Source organism: Aeromicrobium sp. P5_D10 (assembly GCF_054049535.1).
This window is the reverse complement of the sequence record NZ_JBFUME010000004.1, coordinates 461029-486790: the sequence shown is the minus strand read 5'-3', so window position 1 is coordinate 486790 and position 25762 is coordinate 461029. Positions and strand designations below refer to the sequence as shown.

Genomic DNA, 25762 nt, shown 5'->3' with positions numbered 1-25762 from the left:
TCTGCCTCAGTTGCTGATCAGTGCGGCGGGGATCGCAGTGACGGGGAACGGTTTGGTGACCCGGAACTCTTGATCCCCGTTCGCGCTGGCGACTTCGACGTACGTGCCGTCGTGCAGGGCCCAGGCGGTGATGGCGGGGATCTCGGGGTCGACGACCAAGTAGTGGGCGCAGCCCGCGCGTTGGAGTCGGTCCTTCTTGAGGAGAAGATCGTAGCCGCGGGTGCTGGGCGAGAGCACTTCAATAGCCAGGACGGGGGCCGCAGACAAGTCGCGTTCGGTGAGATCGGAAGAACGAGCGACGAGTACGTCCGGCTGGACGACAGTGTCGTCGCCGAGGGACACGTCCAGTGGTGCGAGGAAGACCTCGAGTCCTAGCGGGCAGGTCGGGTGCAGGGCCAGGGCCACCTTGAAGGCAGCTCGTTGGTGGGTGGGACTTGGTGCCGGGCTCACGATGAGGAGTCCGTCGATGAGTTCGTAGCGGTGCCCGTCATCGGGCATCCGGTCGAGGTCGGCGCGAGTGAGTGGACGTCCGCGAGGCAGTCCGATCACTTCGTTGGTCATGGTCGTCTCTCAACCTGTGAGTTCGGACGGGGTCAAGGTGATCGGGAACGGTTCGGTCACGCTGAGCATCTGATCATCGGTAGCCTGAGCGACTTCGACGTAGGCGCCGTCGTGCAGTGCCCAAGCGGTGATGGCAGGAATGTCCGGATCGACGACCCAGTAGTTGGCGCACCCGGCGCGCAGCAATCGCTCCTTTTTGAGCAGCAGGTCGTAAGAACGGCTTCCGGGTGACAACACCTCGACCACCAAGGCAGGAGTGCCGAGCGGGTCGCGTTCGGTGAGGCTTGAGCGTTGGGCCACGACGAGATCGGGCTGCATCACGGTGTGATTGCCAAGGACCACCTCGGTCGGTCCGGGGAAGACTTCGAGATCGTGCGTACGTGCCGCGTGCAGCGCCACGAAGAGATTGCCGATCGCGTACTGGTGGGCGAAGCCGGGCGCCGGGCTCACGATGAGTAGTCCGTCGATGAGCTCGTACCGGCGCCCGTCATCGGGTACGCGCAGGAGATCTTCGCGGGTCAGTGAACGGCGGCCTGGCAATCGGGAAACAGTGGAGGTCATTCCAGAATGCTACCGATAAGTGGCGTCCCGTGGGCGGCGGTTGCGGATTTGTGGATATCAGGGGGTGAAGACCAGGCAGGTCGACGTCGCGGTGGCGAGCAGTCGACCAGTGGAGTCCTCGATCTTGGCTTCGACGAAGGCGGCGCGCGAACCCGGCTTGGTGACCCGCCCGGTGGCAGTGACACGTCCGGTCTCAGTGGTGATGCCACGCAGGAAGCTCACGTTCAGATCGAGCGAGGTGTATGCGGTCCCGGCAGGCAGGGTCGTCTGCACCGCGCATCCGCACACCGAGTCGAGCAAGGTCGCGAAGAATCCGCCGTGCACCGATCCGATGGGGTTGTAGTGCGACTCGTCGGGAGTGGCGGCCATGACGGCGACGCCAGGGCTCGCCTCGAGCATCTCCAGGTTGATGTGGCTCGCGATCGGCGGCGGGGGGATGGAGCCCGTCATCATCGCCCGCAGATAGTCCAATCCACTCATCGTCAGGGCCTGTGCGGCCTGCGGGCGGGGGTCGACCCATGAGATGGTCTTGGTCTGTTGCGTCAACTCGGTCATGGTGGGACAGTAGCATCTGAGTTGGAAAAGCCAACTCAGGGTGGAAGGGAAGACCGCATGGCATGGATCGACTACGACTCCGGTACCTGCTCGATCGCGCGCACTGCGCAGATCCTCGGCGACCGGTGGACTGTCCTGGTCGTCCGCGACATGTTCAACGGGGTACGCCGGTTCGATGCCTTGCAGCAGCATCTCGGTATCGCGCGCGACATCTTGACCAAGCGACTCCAGTTGCTCATCGACGAAGGCCTGGTCGATAAACGACCGATCAAGGTGGAGGGGGAGCGTGCGCGTCACGAGTATGTACTGACGGCAGCCGGCCGGGATCTGCGCACCGTCCTCGTGGCGATCCTCGACTGGGGCGACCGGCATCGTGCCGGACCGGACGGTCCGCCGGTGTCACTGCGCCACAACGATTGTGGGGCTCCGGTCCACGCACAGCTCACATGTGAGTCAGGCCATCAGATCGACGCGGCGACGCGGACGCACCTGGTGCCGCTTGAGGGATCTCGTCTCCGTCCGGTCGGCTGATCGCCGCATTCAGACGTAGCTGTAGTCGTCCAGTGGGAAGCTCTTGGCCTCGCGGAAGGCGTTGATCGTGGACGTCGGCCTTAGCAGCGTCGCCTCGCCGTGTTGGTTGAAGTAGTAGCTGCGTGAGGTCGCGCAGCTGCCGTTGACGAACACGGAGTCGCCGAGGCTCTCGGTCATCCGGTCGAGGAACTCGGTGTTGGCGCGCTCGGTCACTTCGAACGTCCGGGCGCCGCGGCGTCGCATCTCGCCCAGCAGTCGCGCCATGTGCGCCATCTGAGACTCGATCGTGGTGAAGTACGAGAGTCCGGAGTACGAGTACGGGCTGTTGAGCGAGATCAGATTCGGGAATCCCGGCACAGCGACTCCCTCGTATGCCTGGAATCTGTTCTCGCGCCAGAACTTGCCAAGGTCGAGGCCATCGCGGCCAATGATCTCGAACGCCGGGAAGTTGCTGTCCCAGAGGTTGAAACCCGTGGCCAGGACCAGAGTGTCGATCTGGGTCCGGTTGCCGTCTGCCGTCACGATCGCATCGGCCTCGATGCGCTGGATCGGGGAGGTCTCCAAATGTACGTTCGGCCGGTTGAAGGTCGGGAAGTAGGTATTGGAGAACGTCGGCCGTTTGCAGCCGAAGGAGTAGTCGGGAGTGAGCTTGGCCCGGGTCGCCGGGTCGTCGACCTGTCTGCGGAGATGGCGTAGCGCCAGCTTCTCGACTCCTCGGTTGAGCATCTTGGCCTGGCGATATCGCAGAACGCCGCTGACCATGATGGCTTCGAGGATGCCCGATCCGATCGTGCGCACGATGCGCTGAGTCAGCGGGACCCTGGCGTACAGCCGCTTGATCGCTCCGGGTATCCGGGCGTCCTGCTTGGGTGTCACCCAGATGGGAGTGCGCTGGTACACCGTCAGTTCGGCGAGGCGCGGTGCGATCTCCGGGATCAGCTGCACGGCGGTCGCGCCGGTGCCGATGACTGCGGCGCGACGGCCGCCCAGATCGACCGAGTCATCCCAGGCGGCGGTGTGGAGCACCGTGCCGGTGAACGACTCGATGCCGTCGATCTCGGGCTTCCGGGGTTGTGACAAGAAGCCGGTCGCGGCGAGTAGGAGACGTGCTCGGAGTGGTTCGCCGCCGGCGACGGTCACGGTCCAGTACTGCTCGTCCTCATCCCAGAGTGCGCCCTCGACGACGGTGTCGAAACGCATGTGGCGGCGCACATCGTACTTGTCGGCGACGTGTGTCGCGTACTGCTTGAGCTCGGCACCCGGGGCGTACATCCGTGACCACCACGGATTGGGCTCGAATGAATAGGAGTAGGTCGACGACGGGATGTCGACCGCGAGGCCCGGATAGCGGTTGACATGCCAGGTGCCGCCGAGATCACTCTCACGTTCGAGGATCACCAGGTCCTGGAGGCCTAGGCGACGCAGCTGGATCGCGGCCCCGATGCCGCCGAAACCTGCACCGATGATCACGGCGTCATGGATCGTCACGGCAACTCCCTCGAACTCAGATAATCAGAATATCTGAACAGTAGATCAGATCCGGATCGATGTGACAAGGTCAATGCGATGTCTCTGGGGGTGGCATGGTGCAGGATGTCCGCATGACGCTTGACATCACAGTGCGCGGGACGGCCGAGCAACGCCATCCGGCTGAGCGGGCCATCGTGTCGATGGCCGCGGCCATCGAGGGTGGGGACAAACAGCAGGTCTTTGCCGAAGCCCTGGCAATCCAGGAGCCGCTGACCGCCCAGCTCAAAGGTCTCGTCGAGCTGCAGGCGGTCCAGACCTGGTCGAGCGATCAGGTGCGGGTCTTCAGTCACCGGCCGTGGGAGGCAGACGGCAAACGCGGTGAGGTCGTGCACGTCGCCCGCCTCCAGGTGCGCGCCGAGTTCGTCGACTTCGAACGGCTCAGCGGATTCCTCGACCATTGGTCAGGTGTGGAGGGTATCGACATCAGCGGGATCAGTTGGGACGTCACGGCCAAGAATCGCCGTTCGTACGAGGCCGACGTTCGCAAGGCCGCGGTGGAAGATGCGGTGGCCAAGGCTCAGTCGTACGCGGATGCGGTCCGTCGCGGCCGGGTCGTGGCGGTCCAACTGGCTGATCCGGGAATGCTCGGCGGGCCCGGCGATGCGCCCGCACCGATGATGAAGGCCGCGTCAGCCGACATGATGGGCGGTGGCGGAGCGGAGTTGGTGCTCACGCCGGACGAGATCGTCATCCAGGTGGAGGTCGACGCGCGATTCACCTCGGCCTGAATCCTTGGCGCCGCCCGTCGAAAAGGGCCTCTGGCCTGCGCAGATACCCCGAAGCGTTTTGAATTGTCGCCATACCGAAGGTATGCTCGCAGTATGTCGAGGCGCCCGAGACCTGATCGCAAACGACCGCGCCGCCTCGCGCCTCCGGGTCGTGGCCCCATGCGGATCGTCTACGACAAGGCCGTCGTCCACGAGACATTCAGCTTCAAATCGCGGGTCCTGCAGCGGGCCGCGCGGATATTCTTCAAGCCGATCCTGAACCTGACGCCGCTCAACGATCGATCATTGACCACCCTGCGCGCAATCGACCGGCTCTCGGCCCGCCGACCCCGATCGCGTCATGTGGATTCGGTCGAGCTGGAGTTGGGTGGTGTGCGCGTCGAATCCATGAAGCACCACCATGGGCCCGACAGCGAGATGACGATTCTGTATCTGCACGGCGGGGGATTCATCTCCTGCGGTATCGACACGCATCGGCGGATCTGCGAGCGGCTGGCGCGCAAGACCGGAGCCACGGTCTACTCGGTCGACTACGTGCAATTGCCTGAGGGCTCGGTCGCCGATTCGGTGCAGGACGCGATCTCGGCGTACGCGGCACTGGTCGATGTCGCGCCGGATCCCGACAAGATCGTCGTGGGCGGCGATTCGGCGGGTGGCTACTTGACCTTCAAAGTGGCCGAGCTCGCGAAACGTCGCGGGCTCCCCGCGCCAGCGGCACTGTTGGGCTTCTCGCCGCTGCTCAGTGTCGACCCGGAGCGCGAGGACAAAGCGGTCGTGCGGATCATCCGCGCCCGCGACGCCTACCTGCCGGCTCGCCGGCTCGCCCTGATCCGTGAGCGATGGCTGCCGGACGGTTCGACGATCGAGGGCTATGCCTCGCCGCTGCACGCGACGGCGTACATCGACTCGCCATCGTTCTTCGTGGCCGTCGAGGACGAGATGTTGCGGCCGGAGGTCGAGGCGATGGCGCTGCTGCTCGCCGAACGCGGAGTCGAGGTCGAGACTCATCTATGGCGCAAGCAGGTCCATGCCTTCCCGGTACTCGGCAAGGCGCTGCCCGAAAGTGAGATGGCTCTCCAGCTGGCCTCGGAGTTCGCCCGGCGTGCCGTGGGCGAACTCGACCATGAAGTGACGATCGATCCGGACTCCCACGAAGAGGCGATGGTCGGCGAGATAGAGCCCGATTCCGCGGCCTGAGGGCGCAAAGAGGCCCGGTCGGTGATCCGACCGGGCCTCCTTGTGGACATGTGTCAGTTGAAGCCGACTCGCAGACTCACGAGCGAGCGATCATTGCCCTTGGGGCTGACCGAGATGCCCAATCCCGACACGGCCTTCGCGCTCTCGATCTCGGCACGGATGTCCTCGGGCGGCTCGGCTTCGAGCAGCTTGTCGAGGATCGTGCCGACGTTGACGAACAGCCCGCCGTAGCCTGCGTCGCCGTCGGGAATGACCTGTGTGAAGGCCTTCTCCTCGCCGAGCTTGCCGCTGGGCTTCACGATCGCGTCAGCAGCTTCCTGATTGGTGGCCAGGACGGCGCCGTCGTCGGTGGGCGCGGCGATCAGCTTGATGCCGGCTTCCTCGGCCAGGGCGGCGAGCCGCTGGACGAGGTCCAGGGCCTTGGCCTTGTCCGACGTCAGTGCCAGAGCGAGATTGATCGCATTGAGATCGTCGGGCCCAGACAGGCTCGGAATGGTCTCGAGATTGGCCGAACCCAGCGCCAGGGTCAGGCTGTCGCCGAACAGGGTCTCGAGATCCTCACGCAGATTGAAACCGGTTTCCTTCTCGAACTCCTTGAGGAAGTCTTGGGGTTTGGGCGCCTCGCCCGCGAACTCCTGGTAAGTCTCGTACTCTTCTTTAGTTTCGAAGTCGTCCGGAGAAACTGAAAGTCCCTCTTGGAAGGCGGAGTTGAACTCGGAGACCGCTCTCTCGAAGCTCTTGGCCACCTGCTCGCCGACTCCGGCCACCGAGAGTCCCACGACGGTGTCGGCCGGAAGCTTCGCCAGATCGTCGGACGCCTTGAGCTTGCTGGCCCCGGTCTTGCCGAGAGCCGCGAACTCGAGTGCGCTGCCGTCGACCCGCAGCGTCATGGCCGCGGATCCGGCCTTCTTGATCTCGGCGGTCTCGGTACCCAGCATCTTCGCGGCTTCGGGCGAGTCGGCCAGTGATTCCAGATCGACCCAGGCCGAGGCGATGCCCTGATCGCCCAGCTCGTCGAAGTCCTTGGTGAAGTCCGCGTTGTCACCGAGGCTGGACTTGTTGGTCTCCTTGATCGACTTGTCGACCGTGGCCTGGGATTCGGACAAGATCGCGTAGCCGTCGAGGTAGGCGATGCCGTAGTTCTCGTTGCCGCAGGCGAACAGCTTCTTGATGCCCTCGCGCGACTTCTTCTCGTCGGTGGTCTGGACCGCGACAGTGAACGACTTGTCGATCAGATTGCCGCCGACTCCGACGCGGTCGCCCAGCCACGGCTTGACGTCCTGGTCGTAGTCGAGGTCATCGCACGTTGTCAGGACCTGCTTGAAGACCAGTTCGCGAATATCCTGATCGTCGTTCTTGATGCCGATCTCTTTGGCCAGATCGGGCACCTTGCGGATCAGTTTGAACAGCGCGATCTTCTGGCTGGCCGACGGATCGAGATCGGTGCGGACGTAGATCTGCGTCGAGGCCGGCATGACGTCGTGGGGCTGGGGGCCTCCACCGTCGAGCTTGTCGTAGGCGGCGTATGCGCCGTAGCCGCCGCCGAGGATGACCACCGCGGCAATGCCGCCGAAGACAACCTTCTTGCCGCCGTTGCCCGGTGTCGCGGGAACTTCCGGCTCGACGGGCGGTGCCGGGGGCGGCGGCGGGGGAATGGCTTGGTCGTTCTCGGTCATGGAGGACCCTTCGCAGGAGAATCTTGGGAGTCAACCGCAGCCTAGCGAAACCGCCGTGTAGTCACGAGTTGCGAGTTGTGTGATGTCAGCGGTCGATCTTGGTGACCTTGAATGACTTGTCGAGCTCGACCGTGACATCCTGGCCGTTCGGCAGCAGGACGTCGACCTCATAGACGTGATCGGCGTCGTCGCTCCCGCTCGTCTCGGTGACCTTTCCGCCGCCAGTGGCCTTGAGTGCGGCCGCTTCGGCTTTCGCCAGTGTCGAACCGCTCAAGGCGCGATCGTCGTCGGGGACATTCGAGGAAGGGGCGGTACTCGGCGTGGCTGCCGAGGAAGGCGCCGGCTCGGTGAAGTCGGAGGCCTTGGCAGGGCTGTTGACGACCGAGAACTTCTCATCGAGTTCGACATCGATATCCGTGCCGTTGGGAAGCGTCACCTCGACTTCGTACGTGTAGGGGTCGTCCCCATCGCCGCGCTCCGCGTCGGTGACGGCTCCGCCGCCGACGTACTGCAGCGCCGCAGCCGAGGCCTTTTCGCGATCGCCCGCGCTCAGCGGTTCATCGCCACTTCCGCAGGCACTGAGGGTGAGGGCCGCGGTGAGTGCGAGGGCAATGAGCGGGAGGGGTGAACGCATGGGGAACTCCTGTTGATGTGGTGGCGCTGAAGGTCCTATTGCACCGGTCTCGGGTGAGGTCAGCGTGAGGAGCTGGTGAAGGAGTTCTTATGTTTGTCGTCGACTGAACTAACAATCAGGCTTGACTGTTTGTTGATTCGGCACCATGCTGAGTGCGTGACGACAGATCTGACCCCCGCCCGCACCCCGCAGACCGAGCGCAGTCGCGCCATGCGGCTGCGTCTGATGGAGGCGACGGTCGACTGCCTGGTCGAAGTCGGCTGGGCCGGTACGACGACGACCGTCGTGAGCCAGCGCGCTGGTGTCAGCCGAGGTGCCCAGTTGCACCACTTCCCCAGCAAGCAGGATCTGGTCGTGGCGGCGGTCGAGCACCTGACTGATCTGCGTCGTGAGGAGATGTTGCGCAGCGCCGACAGCCTCCCCGACGAGGGACGGGTGCGAGGTGTGCTGGACCTCTTGGCAGCACAATTCACCTCTCCGGTCTTCTTCGCGGCACTGGAGCTGTGGGTCGCGGCCCGCACCGATCCAGGACTGTTGGAGCTGGTCGGACCGCTGGAACGCCGCATCGGCCGAGAGACCCATGCCTATGCTGTCGAGCTGCTCGGTATCGACGAGGCCAAGGGCGACAATCGCCGGCTCGTCCAGGCCACCCTCGACATGGTGCGCGGACTCGGCCTTGCGGCCTCACTCAGCGACGACGCCAAACGGCGTGCCACGATCCTCGATTCCTGGGCCGCGGTCCTGGAGCACGAACTGGAGCAGTCATGACGATTCTCGATGGAGTTCTGACCGATCTCGCCGCTGAGAGCGCGCAGCTCGATGAATGGGTCGGCGGCCTGACAACCGCCGAATGGGCCACGGTCACGACAGCCGAGGGATGGACCGTCGCCCACCAGATCGCGCATCTGCATTGGACCGACATCGCCTCGATCGCGGCGATTCGGACACCTGACGTGTTCGGGCAGCTGCTGACGGAGGCGACCTCCGATCCGACCGGTTACGTCGATGCCAAGTCCGAAGAGATGGCGTTGCTCCCTGTCGCCGACCTCCTCGCGGCGTGGCGTGAGGGGCGCTCGGAGCTCGACAAGGCGCTGCGCGACGTCCCTGACGGCGAGAAGATCGCCTGGTTCGGGCCGCCCATGAGTCCCACGTCGATGGCGACGGCCCGCATCATGGAGACCTGGGCCCACGGTCACGATGTCGCGGAGGCGCTCGGGTTGGCGGTGCTGCCCTCGTCCCGAGCGCGTCATGTGTGCCATATCGGTGTCCGCGCCCGTGGCTTCGCGTATCTGGTGCACGGCGAGCAGGATCCCGGCGTCGACATCCGGGTCGAGCTGACCGGGCCCGGCGGCGAGCTCTGGACGTGGGGTGCTGAGGATGCATCCGACCGGGTCACCGGATCGGCGCATGACTTCGCGCTCCTCGCGACCCGCCGCCGTCACCTCGACGATGTCGATGTCTCGGCACAGGGTCAGGTGGCGTCGCACTGGTTGACGATCATCCAGGCATTCGCGGGTCTGCCGGGCGCTGATCCCGTGCGACTGGCGGACCGGAGTGCGGGCGAATGAGCATCCGAATCGGCAACTGTTCTGGCTACTACGGTGATCGCATCTCGGCGATGCGCGAGATGTTGGAGGGCGGAGAGCTCGACTATCTGACCGGTGACTATCTCGCCGAGCTGACCATGTTGATTCTGGGCCGCGATCAGATGAAGGACGAATCGCTGGGCTATGCCAGGACGTTCGTCAAACAGATGGCCGAGTCCATGGGGTTGGCCAAGGAGCGCGGAGTCAAGATCGTCGCGAATGCGGGAGGGCTGAACCCAGCGGGATTGGCCGAGAAGCTACGCGAGATCGCCGCGGACCAGGGGCTCGATATCGCGATCGCCCACGTCGAGGGCGACGATCTGCGTAGTCGAGCGGGCGAGTTCTCCGAAGAGTTCGGGCACAGCGGTTCGGTATTGACTGCGAACGCCTATCTGGGTGCCTTCGGTATCGCATCGGCCCTGGTGGGAGGGGCCGATGTGGTGGTGACCGGACGAGTCACGGATGCGTCGGTGGTCGTCGGCCCGGCGATCGCGCATTTCGGCTGGGGCCGCGATGATCTGGACGAGCTGGCCGGGGCGGTCGTGGCCGGGCATGTCATCGAGTGCGGCACACAGGCCACCGGCGGAAACTTCGCCGACTTCACCGCTGTCGACATGTCGGCGCCCTTGGGTTTCCCGATCGCGGAGGTCGCGGCCGATGGCTCGAGCGTCATCACGAAACACGCGGGGACCGGAGGCGCTGTCACGGTCGACACCGTCACGGCGCAGCTCGTCTATGAGGTCGGCCCGCCGATCTACCTCGGCCCAGACGTCGGGACCCGCCTCGACACGATGTCGCTGACCCAGATCGCGCCGGATCGAGTCGCGATCAGCGGCGTCGTGGGTGAACCGCCGCCGGAGACGGTCAAGGTGTGTCTCAACGAGTTCGGCGGCTTCCGCAACAGCGTCGAGTTCTTGTTGACAGGTCTCGACATCGCCGAGAAGGCGGAACTCGTCCGGGCCCAGATGGAGACCGCCTTCGCGGCTGGAACCAGGCCGGAGACGGTCGAATGGCATCTCGACCGCACCGATGTGACAGATCCGGAGACGCAGGCGCAGGCGACATCGTTGTTGCGGTTGCACGTCAAGAGCGCACAAGCCGATCCGGTGGGCCGGGCGTTCAGCGACGCCGCGATCCAGATCGCACTGGCGTCCTATCCGGGTTTCAGCGTCTCTCGCCCGCCCGCCGCGGCAACGCCCTACGGCATCTATAGACCCGCGTACGTCCCCCAAGAGAAGGTCCCCCACAAGGTGGTAGACGCAACCGGGAAGGTGACCGAGATCCCCCCACCCGTAACCGCGAGCGGTGCGGATCGGACGTTTCGAGACGGCGAGTCTGGCCAGAACGCACCGCTCGGGCACGGAAACGCACCACTCGGCGAGGTTGTGCGGGCACCGCTCGGTCGACTCGTCTTGGCCCGGTCGGGCGACAAGGGCGGCGACGCCAATGTGGGGGTTTGGATCCCGGCTGATCACCCACAACGCGACGATGCCTATGCCTGGTTGGCGGGCTTCCTCGACGAGGCCACCGTCCGCGAACTGCTGCCGGAGGCCGCCTCTCTCGACATAGAGATCCATGCGCTGCCGAATCTCGCGGCGGTCAACATCGTGATCCACCGACTACTGGGCGACGGGGTCGCATCATCGACACGGCTCGACCCCCAGGCCAAAGCCGTCGGCGAGTGGCTGCGGGCGCGCGACTGCGCCATCCCAGCACAATTCCTGTCGGAGACCTCCAAGGAGAACGCCCTGTGAGCTCGATCTGGAAGACCTCCGAACGTGAGGCGTTGCGTGCGATGGTGACGTCCTTCACCGAAAAGGAGATCGCGCCGCACCTCGCCGACTGGGAGGACGCCGGACTCCTGCCGCGTGAGCTGCACCAGAGCGCCGCCGAAGTCGGCCTGCTCGGGATCGGATTCGGCGAGAACGTCGGAGGATCGGGCGGCGACATCATCGACGCGACGATCATGACCGAGGCGATTCTGGCCGCCGGCGGATCGGGGGGATTGCTCGCCAGTCTCTTCACCCATGGCATCGCGATCCCGCACATCATCGACAGCGGCAACGCTGAACTGATCGACCGTTACGTCCGGCCGACCCTCGCCGGAGAGAAGATCGGCTCGCTCGGCATCACCGAACCGGGCGGAGGCTCCGACGTTTCAGGCCTCACGACCCGCGCGGTACTCGACGGTGACGAGTACGTCGTCAACGGCGCGAAGACGTTCATCACGTCGGGCGTCCGGTCCGACTTCGTGACAACGGCCGTGCGCACCGGCGGTGACGGCTTCGGCGGGATCAGCCTGCTCGTGATCGACAAGGGGCTGCCCGGCTTCTCGGTGTCGAAACCGCTCAGGAAGATGGGTTGGCACTGCTCCGACACCGCTGAGCTGACCTTCGACGACGTCCGGGTACCGGCGGGCAATATCGTCGGCGAAGTCAACGGCGGCTTCGGGCTGATCGTCAACCAGTTCGTCAACGAACGCCTCAGCCTCGCCACTCAGGCCTACGGCACGGCACAACGCGCGCTCGATCTCGCCGTCGGCTACGCCCGACAGCGCGACACCTTCGGCAAACCGCTCATCACGCGACAGGTCATCCGGCACAAGCTCGTCGAGATGCACAGTCGGACGGCCGCGGCCCGGTCACTGACCCGCGACGCCGTCGAGCAGGCGGCCGCCGGCGAGAGCCCGCTGCTGGAGGCGGTCGTCGCCAAGAACGTCGCGGTCGCGGCCTGTGAATGGGTCGTGTCCGAGGCGGTGCAGATCTTCGGAGGCATGGGATATATGCGCGAATCCGAGGTCGAACGTCACTATCGCGACGCCCGCATCCTCGGCATCGGTGGCGGCGCCACCGAAGTCATGACCGACCTAGCCGCAAAGCTCTTGGAGTACTGATGACAATCGACGCAGGCACACCACCGACCACGGCGAGCACGAATCGGGCCGCGATGCTGGAGCGGATCGCCGACCTGGCAGTCCAACATGGCCTCGCGATCAATGCCGGCGGCGAACGCAATATCGGACGTCATCACGCCCGCGGGAAGTTGACGGCACGTGAACGTATCGAGCTGCTGATCGATGCGGATTCGCCGTTCCTGGAGCTGTCGCCCCTGGCAGCGTGGGGCACCCAGTTCACGGTCGGTGCCTCGATGGTCACCGGGATCGGCGTCGTCGAGGGAGTCGAATGCCTGATCGTGGCCAACGATCCGACGGTCAAGGGCGGTTCGACGAATCCGAGCACCCTGAGGAAGGGCCAACGAGCCGCTCAGATCGCCGACGAGTGCGGCCTTCCGACGGTCAACCTGGTCGAGTCCGGCGGCGCCGACCTGCCGACCCAGAAGGACATCTTCATCCCCGGCGGTGGGTCGTTCCGCAGCATCACCCGCGCGAGCGCTGACCGGCGTCCGACCGTCGCGCTGGTTTTCGGCAATTCGACGGCCGGCGGCGCGTACGTCCCGGGCATGAGCGATTACGTCGTGATGGTCAAAGAGGGTGCCAAGGTCTTCCTCGGTGGCCCGCCATTGGTCAAGATGGCGACCGGCGAGGAGTCCGACGACGAGTCACTCGGTGGTGCCGAGATGCATGCCCGCAAGTCGGGTCTGGCCGACTACCTCGCGGTCGACGAACGCGATGCGATCCGCATCGGTCGCTCGATCGTCAAGAACCTCAACTGGCGCAAGGCCGGACAGGCGCCCCAGGTCGAGTACGCCGAACCCGTGCTCGACGTCGAGGATCTGCTCGACATCGTGCCGACGGATCTGAAGGTGCCCTTCGACCCGCGTGAGGTCATCGCCCGTCTGGTCGACGGAAGTGAGTTCGATGAGTTCAAGCCGCTGTACGGATCATCGCTCGTCACGGGATTCGCCCGACTGCACGGCTATCCGATCGGCATCCTCGCCAATGCTCAGGGCGTCCTGTTCAGCCAGGAGGCCCAGAAGGCCGCGCAGTTCATCCAGCTCGCCAACCAGATCGACACGCCGCTGCTGTTCCTGCACAACACGACGGGTTACATGGTCGGTGCAGAGTACGAGCAGGGCGGCATCATCAAACACGGCGCCCAGATGATCAACGCGGTATCCAACTCGACCGTTCCGCACCTGTCGGTCGTGATGGGTGCGTCTTACGGTGCCGGCCACTACGGCATGAGCGGACGGGCGTACAACCCGCGGTTCATGTTCAGCTGGGTCGGCGCCAAGTCGGCGGTCATGGGTCCCGCGCAGCTCGCCGGCGTCATCTCGATCGTGGCTCGCGGTGCCGCAGCGGCCAAGGGACAGCCGTACGACGAGGACGGCGATGTCGCGATGCGGGCCATGATCGAGGAGCAGATCGAGAAGGAGTCCCTGGCCTACTTCACGTCGGGGATGCTCTACGACGACGGCGTCATCGACCCGAGAGACACAAGAACAGTGCTGGGCATCTGTCTGAGCGCGATCCACACCAGGCCCGTCAAGGGCGCAGAGGGATATGGAGTGTTCCGGCTATGAGCCGCACGATTCCACGCAGAGATGTCGGCGGTTTCATGTGCAACCGGACCCCGAATAGACCTAAAACCGCCGACATCTTGGAGGGAGTTGCATGATCAGCTCGATACTGGTGGCCAATCGGGGGGAGATTGCCCGGCGGGTGTTTCGGACGTGTCGGGATCTTGGCATCTCCACGGTTGCGGTCTTCTCGGACGCTGATGCGTCGGCGCCGTTCGTCGGCGAGGCCGATGTTGCGGTGCGACTGCCGGGCGAGGCGCCGACCGAAACCTATCTACGCGGTGACCTGATCATCGCCGCTGCGCTCAAAGCTGGCGCCGATGCAATCCATCCCGGCTACGGCTTCTTGTCCGAGAATGCGCAGTTCGCCCGCGACGTCAACGCCGCCGGGCTGACCTGGATCGGGCCGACGCCTGAGGCGATCGTGGCGATGGGCGACAAGATCCGGGCCAAGGAGCTCATGTTCGACGCCGGAGTGCCTCAACTCGGCCAACTCGAGCCCGAAGCGCTGACCGGTTCGGAGATGCCCGTCCTGGTCAAGGCCGCTGCGGGCGGGGGAGGACGGGGCATGCGAATCGTCCGGGACCTCGACGATCTGAGTGCCGCGATAGATCTCGCCTCGGCCGAGGCTGCTTCGGCCTTCGGTGACCCGACGGTCTTCGTCGAGTACTACCTGGAGAACGCGCGCCACATCGAGGTGCAGGTCCTGGCCGACACCCATGGAACGGTCTGGATCGTCGGAGACCGCGATTGTTCGATCCAGCGCCGGCACCAGAAGGTCGTCGAAGAGGCGCCTGCTCCCCGCGTCGGTGCCGACGTCCGGACGACTTTGCACGATGCGGCACGGGCGGCGGCCAAGGCGGTCGATTATGTCGGTGCAGGAACCGTCGAGTTCATGGTCGCCGATGCCCACCTCGACACCGGGAAGGTGTTCTTCTTGGAGATGAACACCCGCTTGCAGGTCGAACATCCTGTGACCGAGGAGGTTTTCGGACTCGATCTCGTCGCGCAGCAGATCGCGATCGCCGAGGGACGGGCACTGGACGGGGAGACTGCCGAGCCACGAGGCCATGCGGTCGAGGTCCGGTTGTACGCCGAGGATCCGGCCGATGACTGGCAGCCCCAGACGGGCACGGTCCGGACGTTCGAGGTCGCGGACGGACCGGGTGTGCGCACCGATTCTGGTGTCGAGAGCGGTTCGGTCGTCGGGATCCACTACGACGCCATGATCGCCAAAGTCATCGCGCACGGTCCCGATCGGGCGACCGCGGTCCGCCGACTAGCGGACGTTCTGCGGCGGACCCGGATCCATGGCGTCAGGACGAATGTGGACTTCTTGCGTTCGATCTTGCACGACGAGGAGTTCGCGGCGGAGCGCCTGCACACCGGACTGCTCGAAGAGCGCCTTGCGCAGTGGACCACGCCACAGGTCAACGAATCGGCTCGACGGCGGTACGCCCTGGCAGCGGCGCTGGCCGAGGCCACGACCGCCACGGTGGAGGCCAAAGTGCTCGGTCGTATCCCGACGGCCTATCGCAATGTGCCGAGCCAGCCGAGGACTCGCACGTATGAGCCTGACCTCGAGGTCAATTACTCCGCAGGTTTCGTGCAGCACGACCTCGACGACGTCACGGTGATGAGCGCAACTCCCACCGAGGTCGTCCTGGACGTCGCCGGACTCGTCGAGACGTACACGGTCGCGGTCGGACGCGGCTGGGTCGACGTCGACGGCCCACATGGCTCGATCGATCTGACCCCGGTTCCGGTCTTCGTCGATCCGGCCGATGTCGTCGTCGAAGGATCGCTTCTGGCTCCGATGCCGGGCTCGGTCATCAGTGTTGCCGTGACGGACGGCCAGCAGGTCGGCAAGGGCGATGTCATCGTCGTCCTGGAAGCCATGAAGATGCAGCACACCATCACGGCGCCGACGGACGGTGTCGTCGCCCAACTGTCGGTCACCGCAGGTTCGCAGGTCGAGTCCGGCGCTGTTCTCGCCATCATCGATACGTCGACAAGCTCAGCAACCGAGGAGAAATCATGACTACGTTCACTGAATCCGAAGAGCGCCAAGAGCTGCGCAAGGCAGTGGCCGCACTCGGCAAGAAGTACGGTCACGACTACTTCGAGAAGGCCGCCAAAGAGGGTCGCAAGACCACCGAACTGTGGCAGGAGGCCGGCAAGCTCGGCTACCTCGGCGTTGCCGTACCGGAAGAGTTCGGGGGTGGTGGCGGCGACATCGGCGACCTGGCGGCCGTGTGCGAGGAGCTCGCCGCCGCGGGCAGTCCATTGCTGCTCATGGTCGTGTCGCCGGCGATCGTCGGAACGATCATCGCGCAGTACGGCACGCAGGCCCAGAAGCAGAACTGGCTGCCTGGCCTGGCCGATGGCTCCTCGACGTTCGCTTTCTCAATCACCGAGCCCGACGCCGGATCGAATTCGCACCAGATCACGACGACGGCGTACCGCGACGGCGACGACTGGATCCTCAAAGGCAATAAGACCTACATCTCCGGTGTCGATGAGGCCAGCCACGTGCTGGTCGTGGGTCGTACCGAGGACGCTCGCAGCGGAAAGCTCAAGCCCGCGCTGTTCTTGGTGCCGACTGATTCGGAAGGCTTCACGTACCAGGAGATCGACATGGGGATCGTGTCGCCGGAGAAACAGTTCACGCTGTTCTTCGACGATGTCCGCGTACCGTCCGATGCTCTGATCGGCAGCGAGGATGCCGGCCTCGAGCAGCTGTTCGCCGGTCTGATCCCCGAGCGCATCATGGGCGCCTCGTTCGCGCTCGGCACCGCACGCCTTGCACTGGAGAAGGCAACGGCATACGCCAAGGACCGTCAGGTGTGGAAGACGCCGATCGGCGCTCACCAGGCGATCGCCCATCCGCTCGCGCTGTCGTATATCGAGATCGAGATGGCTCGACTCATGACCCAGAGGGCTGCGGCGCTGCTCGCTGCCGGCGATTTCATGGCTTCGGGCGAGGCTGCCAATATGGCCAAGTACGCCGCTGGTGAGGCAGTCTGCAATGCCGTCGACCGGGCGATCCAGACCCACGGCGGCAATGGACTGGCCAACGAGTACGGTCTGGTGCAGATGCTCTCCGGTTCGCGCCTGTCGCGGATCGCCCCGGTCAGCAAGGAAATGGTGCTCAACTTCGTGGCCCAGTTCTCGCTCGGCCTGCCGAAGTCCTATTAAGAGGTAGACATGTCTGAATTGGTTCACCTGGCGACTGCTGATCAGGTTGCGGTCATCACGCTCGACAGCGACCACAATCGCAATGCGCTGAGCAAACAGCTCGTCACCGAGCTCGCAGCACATCTCGCGGCGGCGGACGCCGACCCCGAGGCGCGGGCGATCCTGATCCGCTCGGCCGGCCGGGTGTTCTGCTCGGGTGCCGATCTGTCCGAAGCGGCAGGCGGCGGAATGGCCGAGGGGGCCGCGGCGCTCGTGGCTCTGCAACGACAGATCGCCACGGCCGGCAAACCAGTCGTGGTCGAACTGGGTGGCCCGGTCCGCGCGGGTGGCCTCGGCATCGTGGGCGCGGCCGATCTGGTCATCGCCGCGGAGTCGGTGACGTTCCAATTGACCGAGGTACGTCTGGGGCTGGCCCCTGCCGTCATCTCGGTGAGTCTGCTGGAGCGGTTCACCGACCGCGCCGCGGCTGATCTGTTCCTGACGGCCCGCAAGTTCGACGCGACGGAGGCAGCGGCGGTCGGACTCGTGACCCGTGCTGTGGCCGACGCCGAACTCACCGCCGAGGTGTCGCAGGTGCTCGTCGACCTGGTCAAGGGCTATCCCCAGGGCCTGCGGGAGACCAAGAAGCTGCTCAATCACGATCTGGTCGCACGGATCGACGCTCTCGGCGACGAACTCGCCGCGCAGTCCGCCGAGCTGTTCGGCAGTGACGAAGCCCGCGAGGCGATGACGGCGTTCCTCAACCGGGGGAAGTAGCTCCCGCCCGAAACCGGTCGTGCATCAGCTGTTGCAGTACACCTGCATCTCCGCGTAGGCGGCCCAGCCGGCGGCATCACTGACACTCGGCAGGAAGCGGAGCTTGGTCTGGGTCAGTTTCGCGTTGATCCAGCGGGCGCTCTGCCCTTTTGCGAGCTGTTGCTCGTAGGTGAGGATCCCGAAGCCCTGGTTCGTGATGAAGGCGTAGCCGGTTGTGCCGTTGGCCGAATCGTCATCGATGCCGATGTAGCCGCGCAGCTTGGTGCACTGTTTGCCGGCCAGATCCCAGTCGATGCGTTCGCTGTCGTGCAGGGAGAACGACTTGGCCGAGAACCCGTGTCCGTTGATGCTGACCTTGCCGCGATAGACATTGGACGGCGTCGAGGCGAAGGGCAGATCGTTGAGCGAGCGCCAGCGGAACACGCTGATGTTGCGGGGCGCGCTGACGCCCGCGGCGCGCTTGTTCCCGGCTGATTTGCGGACCCGGAAGAATGTGGGACCCCCGTTGGTGAGCTTGATCTTCTTGGTGAACTTGCCCGACGAGGTCAGTTTGGTTGTCGTGACCTTCTTCCATGAGCCGGTTGTGCCGTATTTGCGGTCGATCGAGACCTTCTTGCCCTTGAGCTTGGCCTTCGGCGAGACCTTGCCCGTCAGCGTGACCGAGCCGTTGAGCTCCGCCGTGGTGGCGCTCAGATTCAGCGTGACGGAGTACTTGGACGCGGCGTGGGCCGATTGCGCGCCCGTCGCGACCAGAGCGGCAGTGACGAGGCCGATGACGGCAAGACGAAGGGAGCTCATGGTCGGAGCGTAGGCCCGTTCTCGGCCCCTGGGCAGAGCCTCAACCGGCTTTGGGTGAAAACCCCACCGCGGTCAGCGCAGCTTAGTCGACTGCGACGTGGCAGCGGTGTGCTTGTCGCCCTGGTAGGCGATGTCGATCTTCTTGGGGGGCTGTGTCGAACCGTCTGGGGAGCCGAACAGCGTGACATTCGCCCGACCCTCGTGCAGCGCCAGCTCGACACCGAACAGCTTGTTCGAGACGTTGACCCGCCCGGATGCCGCGATCCCGGTGCCGCGGTCGGTGACCCGGAGGTCGAGGTGAGTCGACTTCTTTCCGCGTTCGACCTTGACGGCCAGATCTGCGGCAGCGGTCAGACGAAGATGCGCTTTGCGGCGGGTCGAATTGTCCTTGAGTTTGATTCGCGACGCCTTGGAAAACGATGCGCCGCCGATCCAGCCGGTCACGAAGTCCCCATCGGGGTCGGTCCCGCTGATCCGGTACGTGCCCGCAGCCAAACCCTCGACGATGAAGGCACCGCTGGCTCCGGAGATCGCGGTGGCGGCGACGGACTCGTCGGCGTTGACGACGGTTACCTCGATACCCCGCAGTCCGCGGCCGCGAGTACTCGTGACGGTACCGCTGATCGCGCTGCGGGCGCGGCGGTGCTTGCCGCGTTCCTTCGAGCGCTCGGACGCTTCGGCCGCGGCGGTCTTGACCGGTTCGGGTTCCATCTTGGCGGACTTCTTGCTCTTCTTGGCAGGCGCTTCGTCGGGCGTCGTTGTGTGCAGTTCGATCGGCGGGGTCACGACGAGCTCCAATTCCGGGGCCGACGCCGTGGTGCGCGGCGGATGGTGGAAGCCGACTCCGCGCGAGGGAGGCAGAACCGGAGTGGGTCCGAACTCGTGCGGTGTCTCGGCGTGGGCGGCAACTGCTGGGATGGGCGGCGGAACCGGGGCAGTGCGAACCGGCACGGGGTCAACGAGTCGCAATGGGGCGGGCTGCGAAACCGGGCCGTCGATCTCGGACGACTTCGAGGCCTCTTCCAGGAGCCGACGAACTGAGTCCGCCGCCTTCGAAACCGCTGATGCGGCCGCGGCGGTCGCCAGCATCCGTGCGGTCGTTCGCCAGCTGCTCGCCATCTGCCTGCCCTTCGTGCCGACTGTCAGATGCTCAGTATGGTGTCCGAATGGGTGGCGGGCGCGCAGGCACACCGGATCAGTTGATAGAGGGGAACGTGCAGAACACCTTGGCGTTGCCGATCAGGAAGTCGACATTGTCCTGGCTGCTCGGACGATAGACCTTGAAATGCAGCTGTCTCGTGGGCAGGAGCAGGTCGCGGACCTGGCGGGAATGGTAGGCGTCATAGGCCTGCTGCCCGCGCCTCATGGCGCCCGTCTTGATGACTCGGTCGCCTTTCGATGTCGAGGGTTGGAAGATCTTGTACTGTCCCTGGACGGCATCGGAGCCGTCCTCGACGCCGACCTTGAAGTTGATCTTCTTGCACTTGTAGCCCCGGATGTCGACAACGGCAGTGTTGCCGCCGGCGATGAGGAATGCTGAGTCGTTGAAGCGTTGTCCGCGGACGCGCCACTGTGCGGCCTGACCAGACTTGTGCTGGATTCCAGCGATACCGATGGGTTGGTTGAGGCGACCGGCGCGGTCGTAGAACTCGTGGACGAAGGTCCAGTGGAAGGCGTCCAGATGTGTCGAACGGGTCCCTGTGGCGGTACGACGATTGCCGGTCATCTGGGCGGTCAGGCGCCAGACTCCTCCGACCGGAGGTTCGAAGGTACGAGAGAACCGGCCTTTCGAGGAGAGCTTGAGCGAGTAGGTCTTGTACTTCTTGTTGTTATTGCTCGTGTTGTAGGCAGTGACTCGAATGCGCTTGCCCTTCACGGGGCCACCTTTGACCCGTCCGCTGAAAGTCGTTCTGCGCGCCGAGCGAGAATTCGAGGACACATCGACCAGCTTTTTCTTGAGCTTGATCGAGACTCGGTACTTGGAAGACGCTTCGGCAGCGGTCAGGGGAATCCCGACGAGGGTTCCGGCCGTCAAGGCGGCGGCGATGAGTAGGCAAAGTTTACGCATGGGACAGATACCTAGAGATCCTTGTTGATCGAGGGGAAGGTGCAAAACGCCTTGGCATTGCCGACAATGAATCGGACCTCGGGCGCGGGTTCGCCAGATTCCTCGGTAGGTTCTGGTGCCAGCCCCGAGGTCGGTACGCGCACCGTGACGTCATGAGACGCGCTGATGATATTTCGGAATCGTACAGCTGCGGCGTCGTTGCCCGACGCGTCGAACGGCCGCTGGTTCCACGTCATATCGAGATTGACCAAGACCTTGGAATTTTGCAGGAACTCGATTCGCCCCGAACGCGCACGTGCTGGGGTTTCGTCTGAGATGCCGGTCTTGAGCGTGAGCTTCTTGCACCGGTACGACCTGGTTTTGAAGGTCACTAAGGATCCGCCCTCGATTGCGAACTGGCTTCCCCAGCGGGTGCCTGGGTAGACCCGACCGCTGCTGCTGGTCACGTCGGGACCGACGTATTCGCGCTCGCCGTCGCGTTGCTCGGTGATACCCGGGACGTTGGCGAGGTTGGTCAGCTCGTGCAGGAAGGTCCAGTGGAAGGCATCTAATGTGGTCGTGCGGGATGCACTCTTGTAGCGCCCTGACGACGCGATCGTGACGCGGTACTTCCAGCGCCCGCCGTGCGGTGGACGGATCTTCTTGGAGAACTTGCCGCTCGACCCGAGTTTGATCCTGCCGAGGTACGTGTTCTTTCGGTACTCGGGGTCATTGGTGTTGGTTGCATAGATCTTGACGTACCTGCCCTTGGTAGGCCCACGCTTGACCCGGCCCGCCAGCAACAGGTAATCGCGCTCGTGTCCTCTGGACACGTCCATCACGGTCTTGCTCAGGTACTTGTACCGGCCCGGTTTGATGTATTCATACGTTCGGTTGCTAGCGCTGATCGAGTAGCCCTTGCCAGCGGCCTCGGCGGGGCTCGTCATCAGACTCGCGGCGATCGCGAGCCCCAACGGCAATGCCAGTAGCTTGCGCAAGTACGTCACCTCGAGGCAGTAGGACTAAAGTCCCTCAATCGTACGGGTGATTGTGGTCTTGTGCGGTCACAGTGCGCAGGCGCTTCTGAAAGCAGGCAAATCAGGCTGTCTGTCCACCGCTGTCCGCCCAGCGAGCAGGCGGCTGCGGAATACTCCGGGTACGGAATAGACTTGTGAGTTCCCTGATGGACAAAAGGAGTGAGTTGAACTCACACAATGCCGAGCAACGCGAGATCGCCGCGGAGCAGTCGTACGTCGACACGGTCTATGAGCGACTCGATGCCTCGGCCAAGGTCGCCCAATCGCTCGTCGTCGAAGGGATGGCTCGTGGCCACGTCGGCAATGAAGGTGGCCTCGTCGAACGCGATGCGATGGTCTACCAGGCGTCGAAACGACTGTCCGCACTCAACGCTGCACATGACGGCCTGGTGTTCGGCCGGCTCAATCTGATCAACGGCGAGTCCCGCTATGTCGGCCGGATCGGCGTACGCGATGCCGAACGCGAGATCCTCCTGGTCGATTGGCGGGCGCCCGCAGCCGCGCTGTTCTATCAGGCCACGGCCCAGGAACCGTCGGGTGTCGTCCGGCGCCGTGTGCTGCGGTGCGCCAACGACACCGTCATCGGCATCGAGGACGATCTGCTCGACGGTGACAATGCGCCCGACGACATGGTCGTGATCGGCGAGGGCGCGCTATTGGCGAGCCTGAGCCGGGCCCGTGACAGCACGATGCACTCGGTCGTCGCGACGATTCAAAAGGAGCAGGACGAGGCGATCCGCGCCCCTAGCCGTGGCGCGACCACGATCGGCGGCGGTCCGGGTACGGGCAAGACTGTCGTGGCCCTGCACCGGGCGGCGTACCTGCTTTACACCGATCGACGGCGGTTCGAGTCCGGCGGCGTCCTGGTGGTCGGGCCGTCGACGGTGTTCATGAACTACATCGAACGGGTCCTGCCGAGTCTTGGCGAGACGAGCGTGACACTGCGTTCTTTGGGAGAGGTCGTCGACGGTCTGCGCGCCGCCCGCCACGACGAGCCGGTCGCGGCCGCGGCCAAGGGCTCATCGCGCATGGTCAAGTTCTTGTCGCGCGCCGCGGCCGCGCCGATGCCGGGCTCAGCGACGGAGTTCCGTTACTTCTACAAGGACGACGTTCTGCGGCTGAACGCCGAACAGCTCGATCGAATCAGGCGCCAGCTGCTGTCGGGCGCCAAGCGCAACCGGGCGTACGACAAGGCGCCGGTCGCGTTGATCGATGCGCTGTGGCGTCAGGTGCGCGGGGAGCGTGCGCTCGAGAAGGGCAAAGAAGAGTTCGTCGAGATCGTCACGACCGATGACCGCTTCGTCGACTTCGTCGAACAGTGGTGGCCGCCGATCGAGCCCATCGAGGTGTGGCGCACCCTGCCCGACGTTGTCGAGAAGCTGGCCGGCAACGTATTCAACGCCCGTGAGATCGCCGCCCTGAAGACGTCGTGGACGTCGGATGAGCCGAGTATCCAAGATGTCCCCCTGATCGACGAGCTGCGTTACGTCCTGGGTGAGTTGCCCGACAACTCCAGCGAGGACGATGATTTGCCCAAGCAGCTCATGAGCTTCGAGCGGCGCGAGCGCGACGATCGGGTCGACCGAAACCGCACGACTCAAAGCATCGAGGATGACGGCTTCGCCCATGTCCTGGTCGATGAGGCGCAGGATCTGTCACCGATGCAGTGGCGCATGCTGGGCCGACGTGGCCGGTATGCGAGCTGGACGATCGTGGGCGATGAGGCGCAGTCTTCCTGGCCGCACCCGCAGGAGTCCGCTGCCGCACGTAAGTCGGCGCTCGAGGGCAAGCCCGAACACGCGTTCCGGTTGTCGACGAACTACCGAAACTCTGCCGAGATCTACGAGCTCGCGGCCAAGGTGGCGGCGATCGGCGTCCCCGATCCTGATCTTGCCGAAGCCGTGCGGCGTACAGGCGAGTCGCCGCAGCATCTCGTCGTGCCCAACGCCGAGTTCGTGGCGGCATTGCGTAGCAGCGCCGAGTCGATTCTCGGCCGGGTCGAGGGAACCGTCGCGATCGTTGCGCCGCGCGTCCGGTTGGAAGGGTTGCGCTCTGACCTGGCCGAACTGATGGCCGCCCATCCCGAACGGCTCCGCGTTCTCGATGGTCTCGATACCAAGGGACTCGAGTTCGACGGCGTTGTGGTCGCCGACCCCGACGGCATCACCGATGAGTCGACGGCGGGTTGGCGCACGCTGTACGTCGTCTTGACCCGTGCCACGCAATTGCTCACGACGGTGGGCGTGAGTGACCGTTGGCGCAGCCGGATCGCATGAACCTGTCCCTGCGACGGTTCACCAAGATCCTTCTGCTCGTCGTCCTCGGCATCGCCGTCGCGGTGCCGACTGCGATGACGACGTTCGTCCACAGCGAGCGGGCCATCGTCATCGGTGCCCACGAGGCGACCGTGCAGCCCAACTTCAACGGCTATGCGCGCATCGATTTCGGCACCCTGATCCCGCAGATGCGGCTGCCGGCCGAGGCGCCGTTGGGCATCGGGGTCGATATCCGGCTCGGCGACAGCGAGGTGACCGAGCTCAATCAGCTCATCGCCCGCGATGCCGTGATCGCCAGCCAGCCGCAGGGCGAGATCGCGGCGGTACGGTCCAATGTCATCTCGATGATGACCGATGCCGCGATGCGCGGTGTCGGTTCGGGGATTGTCGCGGTGCTGATCGCCGTGCTGGCCTGGTTGGCGATAGGACAGCGACGGCGCCGTCTGATCTGGGCCGCGGCAAGACATCCGGGCCGTCGCCAGGTCATCGGCGCGGTCGGTACCGCGCTGACACTGATCGCCGCGCTGGCTCTCATCGCCGCCCCAGAGCGCCCGCGCGCGAGTGACGAGACCTGGGAGCCGATTGCTTCGGCTTTCCCGCTGCTGCCCAGCGATCCGGTGCTCGACAAGGTCGAGATCGTCCAGGGCGCCTCGACATCGGGCAGTAAGGCGCTGGTCCAAGGTGCGCTCGACACCTACCGGACGTCGGTGGCGTTCTACGGCAAGCTCGCCGAGACTGCCAAATCGGCGCAGGTCCGTACCCCTCTCGAAGGGGAGACGACGGCTTTGGTCGTGACCGACCGGCACGACAACATCGGCATGGATCCAGTCGCTCGGGTCATCGCCGATCGCGCGCAGGCCTCGATGCTGATTGATCTGGGCGATGACACCTCCAATGGCGCGAGCTGGGAGACGTTCAGCCTCAATTCGCTTGCCAGTGAGTTCAAGGGTTTCGACATCGTCTCGGTCGCGGGCAATCACGACACGGGCGACACGGTCCCCGAGCAGATGAAGGACAAGGGATTCACGGTTCTGTCCGGCAAGCCCGTCGACGTCGGCGGAGTGCGGTTCCTCGGCAGCAGCGATCCGCGCAGTTCGGGTCTTACGGCGGGGTACTTCGGGAGCGCTGCCGACAACTCCGCCGCGTTGGCGGCCCAGGATGCCGAGCTCACGGCGACAGCGTGCGAAGACGGCGGGGTCGGCGTCATCGCGGTGCACAGTCCGACCTCTGCCAAGCAAGCCGCGGCGTCCGGCTGCGCGGACCTCGTGCTCTCGGGGCATCTGCACCGCCAGGTCGGACCGACCACGACGACCGGTACAAACGGCAATCCAACGACGACGCTGTCGACCGGGAGCACTGGAGGCGCGGTGTACGCATTCGCCCTGGGCAGCAAGTTGCGTCGCACGGCTCAGGTCACGGTCGTGACTTTCAAGGACGCTCGACCTGTGGGACTTCAGGTCATCGACTTCGACCCAGGCGGTCAGGTCACCCCGCAGGCCTACGTCCCGCTGCCCCCACGCTCGCGAGTCACTGAGTAACCCACCGCGAGTCACTGGGTTACCTACGGTCAGTCAATCGGTGACTCGCGGTACGTGATTGAGTGACTCGCGGT

General features: G+C 64.8%; 23 protein-coding genes. 13 read left to right on the top strand and 10 right to left on the bottom strand.

The features are described from left to right. Nucleotides 1–6: 6 nt before the first annotated feature. From ACXJKC_RS10115 to ACXJKC_RS10105, 3 genes are read right to left on the bottom strand one after another with little or no spacing between them, the layout of a single operon-like run. On the bottom strand, nucleotides 7–561 hold the full coding sequence (locus ACXJKC_RS10115) for a Uma2 family endonuclease (protein ID WP_456696570.1): 555 nt from the start codon (nucleotides 559–561) through the stop codon (nucleotides 7–9). Nucleotides 562–570: 9 nt separating this feature from the next. Continuing rightward, the gene (locus ACXJKC_RS10110; RefSeq protein ID WP_456696569.1) at nucleotides 571–1122 is read right to left on the bottom strand and encodes a Uma2 family endonuclease; all 552 of its coding nucleotides are present in this window, start codon (nucleotides 1120–1122) and stop codon (nucleotides 571–573) included. A gap of 57 nt (nucleotides 1123–1179) precedes the next feature. Then, nucleotides 1180–1677, bottom strand: a complete 498-nt coding sequence (locus ACXJKC_RS10105; RefSeq protein ID WP_456696568.1) for a PaaI family thioesterase — start codon at nucleotides 1675–1677, stop codon at nucleotides 1180–1182. Nucleotides 1678–1734: 57 nt separating this feature from the next. Between ACXJKC_RS10105 and ACXJKC_RS10100 the strand changes: the two genes are divergently transcribed. After that, a complete protein-coding gene (locus tag ACXJKC_RS10100) occupies nucleotides 1735–2208 on the top strand; it encodes a winged helix-turn-helix transcriptional regulator (RefSeq protein ID WP_456696567.1) in 474 nt (157 codons plus the stop codon). Between the two features lie 9 nt (nucleotides 2209–2217). On the opposite strand, the gene ACXJKC_RS10095 is transcribed toward ACXJKC_RS10100, so the two are convergent. After that, nucleotides 2218–3696 (bottom strand): flavin-containing monooxygenase, encoded by a 1479-nt coding sequence (locus tag ACXJKC_RS10095; RefSeq protein ID WP_456696566.1) that lies wholly within the window; start codon nucleotides 3694–3696, stop codon nucleotides 2218–2220. A 113-nt stretch (nucleotides 3697–3809) separates the two neighbouring features. Here ACXJKC_RS10095 and ACXJKC_RS10090 point away from each other — a divergent pair, with 113 nt between their 5' ends. Continuing rightward, a complete protein-coding gene (locus tag ACXJKC_RS10090; RefSeq protein WP_456696565.1) occupies nucleotides 3810–4466 on the top strand; it encodes an SIMPL domain-containing protein in 657 nt (218 codons plus the stop codon). A gap of 93 nt (nucleotides 4467–4559) precedes the next feature. After that, nucleotides 4560–5663, top strand: coding sequence for an alpha/beta hydrolase (locus ACXJKC_RS10085; RefSeq protein ID WP_456696564.1), 1104 nt, complete (start codon nucleotides 4560–4562; stop codon nucleotides 5661–5663). A 53-nt stretch (nucleotides 5664–5716) separates the two neighbouring features. Here ACXJKC_RS10085 and ACXJKC_RS10080 read toward each other — a convergent pair whose 3' ends face one another. Continuing rightward, nucleotides 5717–7339: a DUF3352 domain-containing protein gene (locus tag ACXJKC_RS10080; RefSeq protein WP_456696563.1), complete on the bottom strand. Its 1623-nt coding sequence runs from the start codon at nucleotides 7337–7339 to the stop codon at nucleotides 5717–5719. Nucleotides 7340–7424: 85 nt separating this feature from the next. Continuing rightward, the gene (locus ACXJKC_RS10075; RefSeq protein ID WP_456696562.1) at nucleotides 7425–7973 is read right to left on the bottom strand and encodes a PepSY domain-containing protein; all 549 of its coding nucleotides are present in this window, start codon (nucleotides 7971–7973) and stop codon (nucleotides 7425–7427) included. 156 nt (nucleotides 7974–8129) lie between these two features. On the opposite strand from ACXJKC_RS10075, the gene ACXJKC_RS10070 reads away from it, so the two are divergent. The 8 genes from ACXJKC_RS10070 (at nucleotide 8130) to ACXJKC_RS10035 (ending at nucleotide 17992) form a co-directional block, all read left to right on the top strand. Continuing rightward, nucleotides 8130–8741: a TetR/AcrR family transcriptional regulator gene (locus ACXJKC_RS10070; RefSeq protein WP_456696561.1), complete on the top strand. Its 612-nt coding sequence runs from the start codon at nucleotides 8130–8132 to the stop codon at nucleotides 8739–8741. Further along, complete coding sequence (locus tag ACXJKC_RS10065) at nucleotides 8738–9541, top strand: TIGR03084 family metal-binding protein (protein WP_456696560.1); 804 nt, start codon at nucleotides 8738–8740, stop codon at nucleotides 9539–9541. Before ACXJKC_RS10070 ends, ACXJKC_RS10065 begins: the two co-directional genes overlap by 4 nt. Then, complete coding sequence (locus tag ACXJKC_RS10060) at nucleotides 9538–11313, top strand: acyclic terpene utilization AtuA family protein (RefSeq protein WP_456696559.1); 1776 nt, start codon at nucleotides 9538–9540, stop codon at nucleotides 11311–11313. The genes ACXJKC_RS10065 and ACXJKC_RS10060 overlap by 4 nt, the downstream gene beginning before the upstream one ends. Next, the gene (locus ACXJKC_RS10055) at nucleotides 11310–12452 is read left to right on the top strand and encodes an acyl-CoA dehydrogenase family protein (RefSeq protein WP_456696558.1); all 1143 of its coding nucleotides are present in this window, start codon (nucleotides 11310–11312) and stop codon (nucleotides 12450–12452) included. Before ACXJKC_RS10060 ends, ACXJKC_RS10055 begins: the two co-directional genes overlap by 4 nt. Continuing rightward, the gene (locus ACXJKC_RS10050) at nucleotides 12452–14041 is read left to right on the top strand and encodes an acyl-CoA carboxylase subunit beta (RefSeq protein WP_456696557.1); all 1590 of its coding nucleotides are present in this window, start codon (nucleotides 12452–12454) and stop codon (nucleotides 14039–14041) included. Before ACXJKC_RS10055 ends, ACXJKC_RS10050 begins: the two co-directional genes overlap by 1 nt. 91 nt (nucleotides 14042–14132) lie before the next feature. Then, a complete protein-coding gene (locus tag ACXJKC_RS10045) occupies nucleotides 14133–16079 on the top strand; it encodes an acetyl/propionyl/methylcrotonyl-CoA carboxylase subunit alpha (protein WP_456696556.1) in 1947 nt (648 codons plus the stop codon). Then, on the top strand, nucleotides 16076–17236 hold the full coding sequence (locus ACXJKC_RS10040) for an acyl-CoA dehydrogenase family protein (protein WP_456696555.1): 1161 nt from the start codon (nucleotides 16076–16078) through the stop codon (nucleotides 17234–17236). Before ACXJKC_RS10045 ends, ACXJKC_RS10040 begins: the two co-directional genes overlap by 4 nt. Nucleotides 17237–17245: 9 nt before the next feature. Beyond that, on the top strand, nucleotides 17246–17992 hold the full coding sequence (locus ACXJKC_RS10035) for an enoyl-CoA hydratase-related protein (protein ID WP_456696554.1): 747 nt from the start codon (nucleotides 17246–17248) through the stop codon (nucleotides 17990–17992). Between the two features lie 24 nt (nucleotides 17993–18016). Here ACXJKC_RS10035 and ACXJKC_RS10030 read toward each other — a convergent pair whose 3' ends face one another. The 4 genes from ACXJKC_RS10030 to ACXJKC_RS10015 all read right to left on the bottom strand — a co-directional run bounded on the left by ACXJKC_RS10030 (nucleotide 18017) and on the right by ACXJKC_RS10015 (nucleotide 21844). Further along, nucleotides 18017–18790 (bottom strand): hypothetical protein, encoded by a 774-nt coding sequence (locus ACXJKC_RS10030; RefSeq protein ID WP_456696553.1) that lies wholly within the window; start codon nucleotides 18788–18790, stop codon nucleotides 18017–18019. A 72-nt stretch (nucleotides 18791–18862) separates the two neighbouring features. After that, nucleotides 18863–19909 (bottom strand): carboxypeptidase-like regulatory domain-containing protein, encoded by a 1047-nt coding sequence (locus tag ACXJKC_RS10025; RefSeq protein WP_456696552.1) that lies wholly within the window; start codon nucleotides 19907–19909, stop codon nucleotides 18863–18865. Between the two features lie 76 nt (nucleotides 19910–19985). Next, nucleotides 19986–20858, bottom strand: a complete 873-nt coding sequence (locus ACXJKC_RS10020; RefSeq protein WP_456696551.1) for a hypothetical protein — start codon at nucleotides 20856–20858, stop codon at nucleotides 19986–19988. A gap of 11 nt (nucleotides 20859–20869) precedes the next feature. Continuing rightward, nucleotides 20870–21844, bottom strand: coding sequence for a hypothetical protein (locus tag ACXJKC_RS10015; protein WP_456696550.1), 975 nt, complete (start codon nucleotides 21842–21844; stop codon nucleotides 20870–20872). A 194-nt stretch (nucleotides 21845–22038) separates the two neighbouring features. On the opposite strand from ACXJKC_RS10015, the gene ACXJKC_RS10010 reads away from it, so the two are divergent. Together ACXJKC_RS10010 and ACXJKC_RS10005 are read left to right on the top strand one after the other, a co-directional pair. Continuing rightward, nucleotides 22039–24150 carry a HelD family protein gene (locus ACXJKC_RS10010; protein ID WP_456696549.1) on the top strand — a complete coding sequence of 704 codons (2112 nt, stop codon included), beginning with the start codon at nucleotides 22039–22041 and terminating at the stop codon, nucleotides 24148–24150. After that, nucleotides 24147–25688, top strand: a complete 1542-nt coding sequence (locus ACXJKC_RS10005) for a metallophosphoesterase (RefSeq protein WP_456696548.1) — start codon at nucleotides 24147–24149, stop codon at nucleotides 25686–25688. The genes ACXJKC_RS10010 and ACXJKC_RS10005 overlap by 4 nt, the downstream gene beginning before the upstream one ends. The last annotated feature ends 74 nt before the right edge of the window (nucleotides 25689–25762 follow it).